The organism is Actinophytocola sediminis (genome assembly GCF_054779715.1).
The window spans coordinates 1-12,992 of sequence record NZ_BAAGXS010000164.1 but is presented as its reverse complement, the minus strand read 5'-3'; the positions used below and the strand labels follow the sequence as shown (position 1 = coordinate 12,992).

Genomic DNA, 12,992 nt, shown 5'->3' with positions numbered 1-12,992 from the left:
CGAATCAATCCGATTGGCCAACATCCGGATCTCAAGATCAGAAGCGGTGTCCACATCAATAACAAAAAGCTCACGAACATCCGTGTACACAACCGCTTGGCAGGTTGTCTCAGCCAGCCGCGCCGATCCGGTTTGCGCCGACGCCGATGACGCCGGAATCAACAAGGCGAGTACCAATAACGCACCGGTGGGGATCTTCCATCTCATACCGATCCTACCCCTCATCTCAGCCGATATGCGTGAATATTATCGGCAGCGGGATGGCCAAGCAATGCGCACCCGGCTCGGCATGACGCCGACCTGAGGATGACGAACAGATGCTGCCCGCTCCGGCGGCGCGATCGTCAACGGCGGTTCGGGAAGCGGGTCGGCAGGTCGCTCCAGGGGGCGTCGGCCGGGCGGACCGGGGCGTCGACGGTGCGCACCGCGTGTGCGGCGAGCAGGCCGCCCACCGCCGCGCTGTTGATGATCTCGCCGGACAGCGCCATGCGCACCGCCTCGGCCAGCGGGAATCGGCGCACCACCAGGTCGGCCTCCTCCTCGCCCTCCATCACCCGGTCCACCGTCGCCAGATCCGTCGCCAGGTAGACCCGGATGACCTCGTCGGTGAACCCGGGCGAGGCCGCCACGTCCACCAGCACCGACCACTCCCCCGCGACCAGGCCGGCCTCCTCGACCAGCTCCCGCTGCGCGGCCTGCACCGGGTCCTCGCCGAGGTGGTCGATCAGCCCCGCCGGCAGCTCCCAGTTCCGCCGGGCGATCGGGTGGCGGTACTGGTGGATCAACGTCACCTGGTCGTCCTCGTCCAGTGCGACCACGGCGACCGCGCCGTGGTGCTCGACGACCTCGCGCGGCGCCCGGCCACCGCCGGGCATCGCCACCTCGTCGATCCGCAGCGCGATGATCCGTCCGACATAGACATCCGATGTGGACAGTACGTCGAATACGTGCTCGCCCGGCTCGGTCACGAACGCGACCCCGACGGCTCCGGCAGCTCGACCGGCAACCGTTCGGCCGCTCGCCGGGCCAACGCCGCCTTCACGAACCCGGCGAACAGCGGATGCGGCCGTGTCGGCCGGCTCTTGAGCTCCGGATGTGCTTGCGTGCCAACGAAGAACGGGTGCGCGTCGGTCGGCAGCTCGACGAACTCCACCAGGTGCTCGTCGGGCGACAGGCCGGAGAACACCACACCGGCCTTGATCAGCCGCTCCCGGTAGGCGTTGTTCACCTCGTACCGGTGCCGGTGCCGCTCGGACACCTCACGCGTCCCGTACGCGGCCGCCACCTGCGATCCGGTCGCCAGCTTGGCCGGGTAGGCGCCAAGGCGCATGGTGCCGCCCATGTCGCGCTCGCCGGCGACCACGTCCTGCTGGTCGGCCATGGTGCTGATCACCGGGTCCTTGGTGGTCTCGTCGAACTCCGCGGAGTTCGCCGCCGTGATGCCGGCGAGGTTGCGGGCGGTCTCGATCACCATGCACTGCAACCCCAGACACAGTCCCAGCAGCGGGAGCTTGTTCGTCCTGGCGAAGTGGATCGCGCCGATCTTGCCCTCGATGCCCCGGACCCCGAACCCACCCGGGATCAACACACCATCCAGACCGGACAGTTGGGCCGCGGCGCCGGCCGGGGTCTCGCAGGTGTCCGACGCGACCCAGACCACCTCGACCTTGGCCCGGTGGGCGAACCCACCAGCCCGCAACGCCTCGGTCACCGACAGGTACGCGTCCGGCAGGTCGACGTACTTGCCGACGACCGCGATCCGCACCGTCTCCTTGGGATTGTGCACTCTGGACAGCAGGTCACCCCACACCGTCCAGTCCACGTCCCGGAACGGCAGGCCGAGCCTGCGCACGACATAGGCGTCCAGGCCCTCGGTGTGCAGCACCTTCGGGATGTCGTAGATGGACGGCGCGTCCGGCGCGGCGACGACCGCGTCGATGTCGACGTCGCACATCAGCGCGATCTTGCGCTTGAGCCCGCTGGGCACCTCGCGATCGGCCCGGCACACCACGGCGTCCGGCTGGATGCCGATGTTGCGCAGCGCCGCGACCGAGTGCTGGGTCGGTTTGGTCTTGAGCTCGCCGGACGGCGCGAGATACGGCACGAGGGACACGTGCAGGAAGAAGCAGTTGTCCCGGCCGACATCGTGGCGGACCTGCCGCGCGGCCTCCAGGAACGGCAGCGACTCGATGTCGCCGACCGTGCCGCCGACCTCGGTGATCACCACGTCCGGGGCGTTGCCGTCCTCCCCTGGCTCGGCCATGTCCCGGATCCTGGCCTTGATCTCGTCGGTGATGTGCGGGATGACCTGCACCGTGTCGCCGAGGTACTCGCCGCGCCGCTCCTTGGCGATCACACTCGAGTACACCTGGCCGGTGGTGACGTTCGCCCGGCCGGCGAGGTCGCGGTCCAGGAACCGCTCGTAGTGCCCGACATCGAGGTCGGTCTCCGCGCCGTCCTCGGTGACGAACACCTCTCCGTGTTGGAACGGGTTCATCGTTCCCGGGTCGACGTTGAGGTACGGATCGAGTTTCTGCATGGTCACCCACAGCCCCCTGGCGGTGAGCAGCTGACCAAGACTCGACGCGGTGAGCCCCTTGCCGAGGGACGACGCGACTCCCCCGGTCACGAAGACATACTTCGTCGTGCGTGAATGCTGCACCAGGGATGCCCCCCGTGGGGTTACCTTCGGTCCGAATCCGTTACTGGCAATACCGTTCGCAGCGGGACGACCCGCCTGACTGTCCACGGGGTTTCACCGTATCACCTGCCAGTTGGTTCCTCTCAAGACACGCGGGCGACGTGCCTCACTCGACGGGCGCGCCGGGCACCGGCGCCTCGGCGTTGCCCGCGCTGCCGTACCGGCCGGAGCCGCCATCGAGCTGCTCGTGCAGCGCGAGCACGGTGACCACCCGGCCAGCCGGCGTCCGCACGTTGTCCACAGTGGACAGGATGTCGGTGGCGGCGGTGTCCGCGCGCACGACGCCGACCGCGCCGGTGCCCTCCGCCGAACCCGCGCTGCCGGCCAGCACCGCGCCGGCGCCGGAGCGGTCGAGCTGGGTGGCGAACCGGGCGATGGTCGCCGCCCGGTCCCCCGCGCCGTCGCCGGTGGCCGCGCCGCCGGTGAGCACGACGGCCAGCTGCGCCGGCTGGATTCCCGGGCTGGCCTTGACGAACCCGCCCTCGGTGAGCCCAGCCAGCGCGGCCGCGGTCTCGGCCGCCGAGGCCTGCGGCTTGTTGTCGTCCTTGGCGATCAGCAGCAGCGGCCCGAGCAGGCCGCCGGCCAGGGTGCCCGGGTCCGACGCGGTCGGCAGCCGCACGCCGGCCGGCAGCAGCCGGATCACGATGTCCTTGACCCGGTCGGCCTTCTCCGGGTCGGTGAACGCCTCGGTGAGCTGCAGTTCGCCGGACACCCTGGCGCCGGCGTTGGCCAGCTGGGTCTTGAGTCCGTCGCGGTCGACCGGGTCGGCGTCGGCCGTCGTGACGATCACGACGGTCCGCTGGTCGAGCTGGCCGCGCACGACCATCGGGGACACCGAGGCGAGGAAGTCGTCGGCGTCGGCGAGCCGGGCGTTCTGCGCGTTGCGAGCGGCCTCCAGCTCGGTGACCTGCTCGACGAGCTCGTCGTTGTCGTCGGTCAGCCCGGACAGCAGCGTGCGGGACAGGGTGGTCGAGCCGAGCACCACGCCGACGGCGAGCGCGAGGAACACGGCGGCCACGGAGATGATGTGGAAACGCAGCGAGATCACGTGAAGAGTCCCTTGGTCCAGGTGAGGAAGCTGTTCCAGGTGTCGACAGCCCAGTCGAGGTAGGCGCCGCCGACGCCGGACACGGCCAGCGCGACGATCACCGCGACGACCGCGGCGAGCACGAGGGTGACCACCGTGCCGACCGAGACCCGGCTGCGGTGCAGGCTGGCCACGGCGCGACCGTCGACGACCTTGCTGCCGAGCTTGAGCCGGGTGAGGAAGGTCGACGGGTTGGAGCCCGAGCGGCCACGATCGAGGAACTCACTGAGCGTGGCCTGGAAGCCGACGGTGACGACCAGCCGCGCGCCGTGCGCGTCGGCGAGCAGCAGCGCGAGATCCTCGGGGTTTCCGGAGGCGGGAAAGGTGACGGCGCCGATGCCGAGATCCTGGACCCGGCCGAGGCCGGGGGCGTGCCCGTCGAACTGCGCCGGCACGACCACTTCGGCGCCGCTACGGAGGGTGTCGTTGGATAGCCCGTGTGGGTCACCGACGATCACGTCCGGGCGATAGCCGTTGCCGTGCAGGGTGTCCGCAGCCTCGTCGATCCCGATGATCACCGGCCGGTGCTCTGCGATGTACTGGCGCAGCGCGATCAGGTCCTCGACGTGCCCGTGACCAGGGGCGACGATCAGGACCTGCCGGCCGCGGACCGGGACGCGCAGGTCGGGCACGCCGACGCCGTCGAGGATGAGGGTCCGCTCGCGGCGGAGGAACTCGATCGTGTTGGCGGAGAAGGCCTCGAGCTGGGCGGACATGCCGGCCTTGGCCTCGATCATCAGGTCGGCGATCGACTCGACGGACTGCTCGGCGCCCCGGCCGGTCTCCTTGTCGCCGAGGAAGATCCCGCCGTCGTGGAGGCGGATCTTGCTGCCTTCCCTGACCGCGCGGAGGATCCCCGGCCCGACGCCGTCGATGAGCACGATCCCGGCGCCGACGATGATCTCCGGGCCAAGGTTGGGGAACCGGCCCGAGATGGACGGGGAGGCGTTGACCACGCCGGCCACCTCGGCCGCGACGAGCGCGGTGGCGGTGGTCCGATCGAGGTCGACCTGGTCGAGCACGACGATCTCGTCGGGGCCGACTCGTCGGAGGAGGTCGCCGGTGCGCTTGTCGACCCGGGCGGTCCCGGCGACACCGGGCCGGCTCTGGCCAGATCGCGTGAGAAGACCCGTGAGCTTCATGGAGCGGATGTTGACAAGTCAAAAGTTGAGTGGAGTTGCGGCACGCCGTGGAGTGATCAGGTATCACCGGTTCGAGTGAAAACGGTGGCGTTGGGACAACTGGTGGGTGAAACGGGTCGGTCGGGATCTTTTCCACCGGCGAGAAACCCACTGGTCACGGCAATTTTCGGCGTTGGTGAACCGGTATGGCGGACTCGGGTGTCGGAACATTTGGCCTAGCGCGCAGGGAGCGCTGGGCTCACATGTCGGGAGTGTTGGACTCGCGTGTCCGGAGGGTTGGACTCGCGAGTCGGAACCGCCGGCCCCGCGAGTCCGGGAATAGTGGAGTCGCGGGGGCGGCGGGTGTGGGGCGGGAGGGTTAGCGGCGTTTGCGTTTGGGGCGGGTGATCTTTTTGTCTTTTTCGGCGGCGGTGAGGAGTTCTTCGGCGTGGGCGCGGCCGGTCTCGGTGGAGTCCATGCCGGCGAGCATGCGAGCCAACTCGACGACGCGGTCCTTGTCGGCGACCATCCGCACGTCGCTGCGGCTTACGCCGCCTTTCGCGCTCTTGTCGACCACCAGGTGGCGGTCGGCGAAGGCCGCTACCTGGGGCAGGTGAGTGACCACGATCACCTGGTGGCTGGCAGCCAACCGCGCGAGGCGGCGGCCGATCTCCACCGCCGCCCGGCCACCGACACCGGCGTCGACCTCGTCGAACACCAGGGTCGGCACCGGGTCCGAGTGGGCGAGCACGACCTCGATCGCCAGCATCACCCGGGACAGCTCGCCGCCGGACGCCGCCTTGTGCACCGGTAGCGGGCTCGCGCCGTCGTGGGCCACCAGCCGCAGCTCCACCTCGTCGATCCCGTCCGGGCCGGCGTGCACCAGCGCGTCGCCGCCGTCGCCACCGGCCACCCGCAGCGAGTGGGGTTCGTTGGGCTCGGCCCACCTGGTGCTGATCACCACGTCGATGCTCGCCTGACCCATCGCCAGGCCACCGAGTTCGACGGTGACCTCCTTGGCGAACCGGTCGGCGGCCACCACGCGCAGCTCGGTCAGCGCGTGTGCCATGACCGCCAGCTCGACGGCCAGCTCGTCGCGGCGCACCGCCAGCGCGGCCAACGCGTCCTCGGAGGTGTCCAGGCCGGCCAGCCGCTCCTCCGCGTCCGTGGCCCACGCCAGCACGCCGTCGACGTCGGCGGCGTACTTCCTGGTCAGGCCCTTCAGCTCGGCCTGGCGGGCCAGCACCTGCTCGAGCGCGGCCGGATCGGCGTCCAACGACTCCAGGTAGCCGCTCAGCTCGGTGCCGACATCGGCCAGCACAGCCTCCGCCTCGGCGAGCCTCGCCGCCAGGTCGCGCAACCGGGGATCCTCCGACGAGGACATCCGGTGGCGCGCGTCGGCGATCAGGCCGAGCGATCCCGGCACGTCCGGATCGCCCTCCGGCGATCCGCTGACCGCGAAGGACGACGCGGTGGCCGCCTCCCTGAGCTGGTCGGCGTCGGCGAGCCGGCGTGCCCTGGCGACCAGGTCGTCGTCCTCACCCGGTTGTGGGTCGACGGCCCGGATCTCGGCGAGGCCGTGGCGCAGCAGGTCGGCCTCGCGCGCCAGCTCACGCGACCGGGCAGAGCGTTCTGCCAGCTCGGTGGCCACCATGTGCCAGTCCGTGCGCACCCGGCGGTACTCGGCAAGCGCGCTCAACAGCTCCTCGCCGGCGAACCGGTCCAGGACCGCCCGCTGTTCGGCCGGGCGCAGCAACCGCAGCTGGTCGTTCTGCCCGTGCACGGCGATGAGCTGCTCGGACAGGTCGGACAGCACGCCAACCGGCACCGAACGGCCGCCGAGATGGGCCCGCGAACGCCCATCCGGGGTGACTGTCCGTAATGCGATGAGGGCGCCGTCGGCGTCGGGTTCGGCGCCGGCGTCGCCGGCGACCTTGGCCGCCGAACTGCCGGCTGGGGCGTCGAAGCGGCCTTCGACCACCGCTTTCGCGGCGCCACTTCGGACTCTGGAGGCTTCGGCCCGGCCGCCGGAGAGCAGGTGCAGCCCGGTGACGACCATGGTCTTGCCCGCACCGGTCTCGCCGGTGACGACGGTGAGTCCCGGATCAAGTTCGAGCGTGGCCTCGTCGATCACGCCGAGGCCCTCGATGCGCATTTCGGCCAACACAGCGCGCACTTTATCCGCTACGGCCGACGAAAGCTCGTATCCATCCACATGTGTGTTCGATTCGCGGAGATATCCACAGAGATGTCCACGGAGATGTCCTCAGCGACTGCGCCATCCCTGCACGGGTAGCTCGAACTTGTGGACGAGCCGGTCGGTGAACGGTCCCTGCCGCAGCCGCACCAGCCGGACCGGCTTCGCGCCGCCGACCACCTCGACGCGCGCCCCCGGGGGCAGCACGAACGTCCGCCGCCCGTCGCAGCACAGCACCGCCGGATGACCGTCGGGGTCGACCTCGAAGGCCACCACCGAGGCAGGCGACACCACCAGCGGCCGGGAGAACATGGCGTGCGCGTTGGACGGGACAACCAGCAGCGCCTGCACGTCCGGCCAGACCACCGGGCCGCCGGCGGAGAACGCGTAGGCCGTCGACCCGGTCGGGGTCGCGCACAGCACGCCGTCGCAGCCGAAGGCCGACACCGGGCGGTTGTCGACCTCGATGCGCACGTCGAGGATGCGTTCGCGGCTGCTCTTCTCCACGCTGGCCTCGTTGAGCGCCCAGGTGTGGGTCAGCCGCCTGCCGGCGAGGGACGCGGTGACATCGACGGTCATCCGGTCGTCGACCTCGTAGTTCTGCGCGATGACCTGCCGCACGGCCTGTTCGAGGACGTTGGTGTCGGCCTCGGCGAGAAACCCGACCCGACCCATGTTCACCGCGATCACCGGCACCCCGGCCGGGCGGGCGAGCTCGGCGGCGCGCAGCAGCGTGCCGTCGCCGCCGAGCACGAACACCAGCTCGGTGCCGGCGGCCGCCTCCGGGCCGCCGTGCACGACCGTCTGGTAGCAGGTGCTGTCCAGCTGGGGCGCCTCGTCGGCGAGCACCCGCAGCCGGATGCCGGCCTCGCCGAACCAGCCGGCGACCTTCTCCGCGGTCTGCAGCGTGTCGGACCGACCGGTGTGCACGACGAGGAGCACCTCACGTTCGGTCATTGAGGTCCTTTCCGAACCGCGGCGTCGACGAGAGCGGGCGCGTCGGGATTCGGCGCGCCGCGTCGCAGCCAGAGGAAGTATTCGACGTTTCCGGACGGGCCGGGAAGCGGGCTCGCCGTGACGCCGTGGACGCGGAGGCCGAGTGTTTCCGCCTCCGCGATAACAGTACGTACGGCATCGGCGCGAAGTTCAGGATCACGGACAACACCACCCGAGCCGAGCCGGTCCTTGCCGACCTCGAACTGGGGTTTGACCATCGGCAGCAGGTCGGCGTCCTCGGTCGCGCAGGCCAGCAGCGCGGGCAGCACCAGGCGCAGCGAGATGAACGACAGGTCGGCGACGATCAGCTCGGCCTGGCCGCCGACCTGGTCGGGAGTCAGCGAGCGCACGTTCGTGCGGTCGACAACGGTGACCCGCTCGTCGGTGCGCAGCCGCCACACCAGCAGCCCTCGGCCGACATCGACCGCGACCACCGCGCGGGCGCCGCGCCGAAGCAGGACATCGGTGAAGCCGCCGGTCGAGGCGCCCGCGTCGAGCGCGCGCCGGCCGTCGACCGGCAGGTCGAACGCGTCGAGCGCGCCGAGCAGCTTGTGGGCGCCACGGGAGGCCCAGTCCTCGCCCGGCTCTGCGCGCACGACTACCGGCGCGTCGGTCTCGACGGCGGTGGCTGGTTTGCCGGCGACGGTGCCGCGCACGGTCACCCGGCCGGCCGCGATGAGCTGCGAGGCGTGCTCGCGGGATCGGGCGAGGCCGCGGCGGACCAGTTCCGCGTCCAGCCTGGTCCTGCGGGGCACGGTCAGTCCGTGTCGATGCGCGAGAGCGCGTCGTTGAGGGCCGTGTGCACCGCGTCGAACCTGGCCACGTGGTCGGCCAGCGGGACACGGTCGAGCGACTCGGTGCCGGCGAGCGCCTCGTCGAGGGCTTCGTCGAGGGCTTCGTCGACAGCGTCGTCCGCGGCTCCGTCTGCGGCTCCGTCAATGGCGGTGTCGGTCACCACCGGCTCTACGGGAAACACGGTGTCACGCTAGTCCATCGAGCAGGCCGAGGTGCGCGAGCGCCGCGCGGGCCGCCGCGTCGCCGGGGCGGGCGCGGTGGCCGGGTGCTTCGGCCGCCAGCGCGCGCAGCAGGGACATCGGATCGGGCTCGCCGGGGCCGCGGTGAGTGACGGTGCCGTCCGCGATCTGCCAGTCCGGCTGGGCGCCGATCGCCAGGCGGTCAGCGGGCTCGCTGAGCGCGGCGACGTCGGCGGCGAGGTAGGTCGGCTTGGTCCGGGCGGCGAGCAGATCGCTCGCGGTGGTGACCCCGGACAGCACGAGCAGCGAGTCGAGGCCGGCCGCGACCGCGCCGTCGATGTCGGTGTCCAACCGATCGCCGACGGCCAGGGCGTTGTCGGTGCCGGCCGAGCGGACGGCCTCGGCCATGAGCGGTGCGGCCGGCTTGCCCGCGACGACCGGCTCCCGGCCGGTGGCCGTGCGCAGGGCGGCGACCAGGGAGCCGTTGCCGGGCAGCTGGCCGCGCTCGGTCGGCAGGGTGGGGTCGACGTTGCAGGCGACCCAGAAGGCGCCGGCGTTGAGCGCGACACAGGCCTCGGCCAGGTCGCGCCACCCGAGGTCGCGGGACAGTCCCTGGACGACCGCGACGACGTCGTCGCCGGCGGTGCGCGTTCGGGGGAGGTCGACGAGCTCGACCTCGCGTTCGAGGGCGGGCGAGCCGACGACCAGGACTGTGCCGGTGACGTTGTCGGCCAGGACCTTCGCCGCGGCCTGGGCGCTGGTGCTGACCTCGTGGGCCACCGAGGGGATGCCGATGTCGGTGAGGTGCCGGGCGACCTCGTCGGGGCCGCGGGAGGCGTTGTTGGTGACGAACCGGACGGTGACCTTGGCCAGATGTGCGGCCTCGACCGCGGCCGGGGCCGCGTCGATGGCCTGCTCACCTCGGTAGACAGTGCCGTCGAGGTCGAGCAGGACTGCGTCGTAGCGGTCGAGCAGGCTCATGGCGCGCCCAGCTCGACGGCGCGTTCGGCGGCGTCGGTCTCCTCGTCGTGGTCGGCCTCGGCGGCGTTGAGGAACCAGCGGATGGCCTCCTCGGTGCGCCCGGCGGCCTGGAGGTTGTCGGCGTAGGCGTAGAACAGGCGCACGCTCCACGGGTCGCGGCGCGCGGGGTCGAGATCGGGGCCCTGCAGTGCCACCACCGCGGCGTCGACCTGCCCCATGTCCCTGCGCGCCCCGGCGGCGACGATGCGCAGCTCGACGGTGACGTCCGGCGGCAGGTTGGGGGCGGCCTCGGCGGCGAGGTCGAGAGCGCGTTCCGGCCGGCCGAGCGCGCGTTCGCAGTCGGCCATGACCGGCAGGTGCGCCGAGTCGCCGGTCATCCGGCGGACGGCCCGAAGCTCGCCGAGAGCCTCGGCCCATTCGCCGGCGTGGTAGGCGGTGATCCCGGCGGCCTCACGGACGATCGCGACCCGCGCGGCGCGGGAGCGGGCGAAGCGGGCGTGCTCGAGCGCGCGCTCGGGGTCCTCGTCGATGAGCTGACCGGCGGCGACCAGATGACGCCCGACGAGCTCGGCCACGGACTTGGCCAGACTGCGCAGTTCGCGGCGGGCCTCCTGGTCGAGGTCGCTGAACTGGATGTCGTTGGGGAGTTCGGGCCCGTCGGTGTCGTTGCGCGGCCGACTGCCCCGAGTGGGCACGGCCTGCACGACTGGGGCTTCGTCGACTGGCCCGGCGGCCGAGGACTCGGCGGCGTCGGGTTCGACATCCGTGGCCTCACCAGGTTCGCTGTCGCCAGGTTCGGCGGTGTCGGCGTCGGCGGGCTCGACATCGGTGAGTTCGGCGCTGACGGCCCCGGCGTCGGCCGGCGCGTCGGCATCGGCGGTGTCCGCGACCCCGGAGTCGACCGGCTCAGCGTCCGTGGGCTCGACATCGTCCGGCTCGGCATCGTCCGGCTCGGAGTCGTCCAGTTCGGACTCGTCCGGTGCGGAGTCGGCGGGCTTGGCGGCGCTGTCGTGGTCCGCGGTGTCCGTCGAGGCAGGTGCGGTCACCTCGGTGCTGTCGGTGTCCGTCGAGGCCGCGGTCGGCTCGGGCCGGTCGACGGCCTCGAACTCGGCGTCCACCGGCTCCGCCGTCTCGATGCGCTCCGCCGGCCTCGCCGACCTGCTGGACCGGCGGTCGTCCGGACCGTCGGAGTGCCGGCGGCTCGGGCGGTCGCCGTAGCCGGACCGGGAACGGGTGTCGTCCGTGGACTCCGACGAGGTGGTGCGGCCGAAACCGCTGCGGGAGGCGGTGCGCTCGGCCGGCGAGTCGCGACGGTCGTCCCGGCGGTCCGAGTAGTCCCGCCGCTCATCCGACGCGCTGTCGAAACGCCGACGTGGGCTGGCACCACGGGTGTCACCACGGTAGCCGCCACGGTCCGATCCCCCGCGATATCCCTCACCGCGATCACGCCGGTCCCGCGGTTCGCGGGTGTCCCGGGAATCACGCTGGCCCCGGCGGTCGTCGGTGGTGCCGCGAGAATCGGGGCGCCTGCGCGGGTCCGGCCGATCGCCCTGGTCTCGGGGACGGAACTCCCGCCGCTCGGAATCGCCACGGTAGCCACGGTCGTTCGAGTCACGACGGTCACGCCCGTCCCGACTGGGGCGAGCGTCATCGCGACCCGAGTCGGTGCGCGGCCGGTAGTCCCGCCGGTCGTCACGGCCGAAGCCGCGATCGGTCGAGTCCCGACGGCTGTCACCACGATCGGGCCGACCACCCCGGCCGCCGGCGTCATCGCGCGGCCGATAACCGCCCCGATCCGCGTTGCCCCGGTAACCGCCCGAGTCGTTACGGGAACGGTCCCCGCGACCCGAATCACCGCGAGAGCGATCACTGCCACGATCCGATCCGCCGCGGTAACCGCCCCGGTCACCGGAGTCGTTGCGCGAGCGGAAGCCGCCCCGATCCGTGTTGCCGCGGTAGCCACCGCGGTCACCCGAGTCGTTGCGCGGACGGTCTCGATCCGCGTTGCCGCGATACCCGCCCCGATCGCCGGAGTCGGTGCGCGGACGGAACCCACCGCGATCGGAACCGCCGCGCCCGGAGTCGTCACGGGGGCGGTAACCGCCGCGGTCGGAACTGCCACCGCGATACCCGCCGCGGTCACCGGAGTCGTTGCGCGACCGGAAGCCACCTCGGTCCGTGTTGCCGCGGTAACCGCCGCGGTCACCCGAGTCGCTACGGGAGCGGTCGCCGCCACGATCGGAACCGCCGCGATACCCGCCGGACCCGCTGCTGGGACGACCGGACCGGTCGGCGCCGCCACGGTAGCCGGACTGCTCGTCGCGAGGACGGTAACCGCCTCGGTCGGAGCTGCCGCCGCGATACCCGCCGCGGTCACCCGACTCGTTGCGGGAGCGGTAGCCGCCACTGTCCGAGCCGCCGCGGTAACCGCCGCGGTCACCGGAGTCGTTGCGTGGGCGGTAGCTACCACGGTCGCCCGAGTCATTGTGCGGGCGGTAGTTACCCCGGTTCGCGCCGCCGGAGTCGCCGCGCGGACGGCCTGCGCGATTGGGCTGGTCCTTGCGCGGCCGGTAGCCGGCGGAGTTCGAGTCCGAACCACGCTGGTAGGAGCCACGGTCAGGAGCATCGCCACGGGTTCGGTCGGCGTTGCGACGGAAACCACCTCGGTCGCCCGAGCTGCGCGAGTTCGAGTCACCGCGGCGGGGCTTGCCGTGGGGCTTGCGGTCGGCGTGCGAACGGCCACGGTCGTCCCGCGGCTCGTCCTGAGGGGCACCGTCTCGTCGCCCGCGTTCTGCCACCTGAATCCTCCACCGCCTAGGACGTCCGACCATCATTCAACACGCCGAAACGCCGAAGAGCCCTCCAGGGTGACGGAGGGCTCTTCGGGAATGAATGCTCGGCGGTGTCCTACTCTCCCACACCCTGTCGAGTGCAG

11 protein-coding genes are annotated in these 12,992 nt (G+C 71.6%); all 11 read right to left on the bottom strand.

Features of this window, described 5'->3' with window-relative positions; all coding sequences use genetic code 11:
• Positions 1-207, bottom strand: a 207-nt coding sequence (locus ACYVIP_RS45325) for a hypothetical protein (RefSeq protein ID WP_460407518.1), incomplete at its 3' end; no start/stop codon positions are given.
• 137 nt (positions 208-344) lie between these two features.
• Positions 345-968, bottom strand: a complete 624-nt coding sequence (locus ACYVIP_RS45320; protein WP_460407516.1) for an NUDIX domain-containing protein — start codon at positions 966-968, stop codon at positions 345-347.
• Positions 965-2,662, bottom strand: coding sequence for a CTP synthase (locus ACYVIP_RS45315; RefSeq protein ID WP_460407514.1), 1,698 nt, complete (start codon positions 2,660-2,662; stop codon positions 965-967). The genes ACYVIP_RS45320 and ACYVIP_RS45315 overlap by 4 nt, the downstream gene beginning before the upstream one ends.
• A gap of 145 nt (positions 2,663-2,807) precedes the next feature.
• Positions 2,808-3,749, bottom strand: coding sequence for a copper transporter (locus tag ACYVIP_RS45310; RefSeq protein ID WP_460407513.1), 942 nt, complete (start codon positions 3,747-3,749; stop codon positions 2,808-2,810).
• Positions 3,746-4,930, bottom strand: coding sequence for a putative cytokinetic ring protein SteA (gene steA / locus ACYVIP_RS45305; RefSeq protein ID WP_460407511.1), 1,185 nt, complete (start codon positions 4,928-4,930; stop codon positions 3,746-3,748). The genes ACYVIP_RS45310 and steA overlap by 4 nt, the downstream gene beginning before the upstream one ends.
• A gap of 358 nt (positions 4,931-5,288) precedes the next feature.
• On the bottom strand, positions 5,289-7,076 hold the full coding sequence (gene recN / locus ACYVIP_RS45300; RefSeq protein ID WP_460407509.1) for a DNA repair protein RecN: 1,788 nt from the start codon (positions 7,074-7,076) through the stop codon (positions 5,289-5,291).
• A gap of 99 nt (positions 7,077-7,175) precedes the next feature.
• On the bottom strand, positions 7,176-8,063 hold the full coding sequence (locus ACYVIP_RS45295) for an NAD kinase (protein ID WP_460407507.1): 888 nt from the start codon (positions 8,061-8,063) through the stop codon (positions 7,176-7,178).
• Positions 8,060-8,857, bottom strand: a complete 798-nt coding sequence (locus tag ACYVIP_RS45290; RefSeq protein ID WP_460407505.1) for a TlyA family RNA methyltransferase — start codon at positions 8,855-8,857, stop codon at positions 8,060-8,062. Before ACYVIP_RS45290 ends, ACYVIP_RS45295 begins: the two co-directional genes overlap by 4 nt.
• Before the next feature lie 2 nt (positions 8,858-8,859).
• On the bottom strand, positions 8,860-9,078 hold the full coding sequence (locus ACYVIP_RS45285; protein ID WP_460407504.1) for a hypothetical protein: 219 nt from the start codon (positions 9,076-9,078) through the stop codon (positions 8,860-8,862).
• 4 nt (positions 9,079-9,082) lie between these two features.
• On the bottom strand, positions 9,083-10,057 hold the full coding sequence (locus ACYVIP_RS45280; RefSeq protein ID WP_460407503.1) for an HAD-IIA family hydrolase: 975 nt from the start codon (positions 10,055-10,057) through the stop codon (positions 9,083-9,085).
• The gene (locus ACYVIP_RS45275; RefSeq protein WP_460407501.1) at positions 10,054-11,175 is read right to left on the bottom strand and encodes a hypothetical protein; all 1,122 of its coding nucleotides are present in this window, start codon (positions 11,173-11,175) and stop codon (positions 10,054-10,056) included. Before ACYVIP_RS45275 ends, ACYVIP_RS45280 begins: the two co-directional genes overlap by 4 nt.
• Positions 11,176-12,992: the final 1,817 nt, after the last annotated feature.

Bases quoted from the DNA above. Each gene is read 5' to 3' on its own strand.
- steA (WP_460407511.1), bottom strand. From the start codon at position 4,930: ATGAAGCTCACGGGTCTTCTCACGCGATCTGGCCAGAGCCGGCCCGGT.
- ACYVIP_RS45295 (WP_460407507.1), bottom strand. From the start codon at position 8,063: ATGACCGAACGTGAGGTGCTCCTCGTCGTGCACACCGGTCGGTCCGAC.
- ACYVIP_RS45280 (WP_460407503.1), bottom strand. From the start codon at position 10,057: ATGAGCCTGCTCGACCGCTACGACGCAGTCCTGCTCGACCTCGACGGC.